At 52.9% G+C, this 1586-nt stretch carries 1 rRNA gene; it reads right to left on the minus strand.

Annotated elements, in window-relative coordinates:
- Positions 1-1559, minus strand: a 23S ribosomal RNA gene (locus tag Q0785_RS20190); the annotation flags it as partial.
- Positions 1560-1586: the final 27 nt, after the last annotated feature.

The following is a 1586-nucleotide window of genomic DNA, read 5'->3' on the forward strand; positions in this document are numbered from 1 at the left end:
CAGGAATGGGATTTGCCTCATTCCACGCCTCACTGCTTGGACGTGCACAACCAACGGCACGCTCTCCTTATCCTTCTGCGTCCCCCCATTGCTCAAACGGCGGGGAGGTGGTACAGGAATATCAACCTGTTGTCCATCGTCTACGCCTATCGGCCTCGACTTAGGTCCCGACTAACCCTGAGCGGACGAGCCTTCCTCAGGAAACCTTGGGCATTCGGTGGACGGGATTCTCACCCGTCTTTCGTTACTCATACCGGCATTCTCACTTCTAAGCGCTCCACCAGTCCTTGCGGTCTGACTTCAACGCCCTTAGAACGCTCTCCTACCACGGATCTCTAACGAGATCCATCCACAGCTTCGGTAATCCGTTTAGCCCCGGTACATTTTCGGCGCAGTGTCACTCGACCAGTGAGCTATTACGCACTCTTTAAATGATGGCTGCTTCTAAGCCAACATCCTGGTTGTCTAAGCAACGCCACATCCTTTTCCACTTAACGGATATTTGGGGACCTTAGCTGGTGGTCTGGGCTGTTTCCCTCTTGACTACGGATCTTATCACTCGCAGTCTGACTCCCAAGCATAAATCACTGGCATTCGGAGTTTGTCTGAATTCGGTAACCCGGGATGGGCCCCTAGTCCAAACAGTGCTCTACCTCCAGGATTCTCAATCTTGAGGCTAGCCCTAAAGCTATTTCGGAGAGAACCAGCTATCTCCAGGTTCGATTGGAATTTCTCCGCTACCCACACCTCATCCCCGCACTTTTCAACGTGCGTGGGTTCGGGCCTCCAGTAAGTGTTACCTTACCTTCACCCTGGACATGGGTAGATCACCTGGTTTCGGGTCTACAACTGCATACTCTGGCGCCCTATTCAGACTCGCTTTCGCTGCGGCTCCGCCTTCTCAGCTTAACCTTGCATGCAATCGTAACTCGCCGGTTCATTCTACAAAAGGCACGCCATCACCCATGAACGGGCTTTGACTACTTGTAGGCACACGGTTTCAGGATCTATTTCACTCCCCTTCCGGGGTGCTTTTCACCTTTCCCTCACGGTACTGGTTCACTATCGGTCACTAGGAAGTATTTAGCCTTGGGAGATGGTCCTCCCGGATTCCGACGGAATTTCACGTGTTCCGCCGTACTCAGGATCCACTCTGGAGGGGAAGGGTTTTCGGCTACGGGGCTGTTACCCGCTGCGGCGGACCGTTCCAGGTCGCTTCGCCTAATCCTTCCTTTTGTAACTCCGTATAGAGTGTCCTACAACCCCAAGAGGCAAGCCTCTTGGTTTGGGCTGATCCCGTTTCGCTCGCCGCTACTCAGGGAATCGCATTTGCTTTCTCTTCCTCCAGGTACTTAGATGTTTCAGTTCCCTGGGTCTGCCTTCTCATGTGCTATCAATTCACACATGGATACTGCCCGATTAAAGGCAGCGGGTTCCCCCATTCGGAAATCTCCGGATCACAGCTCACTTACAGCTCCCCGAAGCATATCGGTGTTAGTGCCGTCCTTCTTCGGCTCCTAGTGCCAAGGCATCCACCGTGCGCCCTTTCTAACTTAACCAATGGTCAATTAAAAAGTTGTGGCCAA

Source organism: uncultured Planococcus sp. (genome assembly GCF_947501725.1).
Lineage (GTDB): Bacteria > Bacillota > Bacilli > Bacillales_A > Planococcaceae > Planococcus > Planococcus donghaensis_C.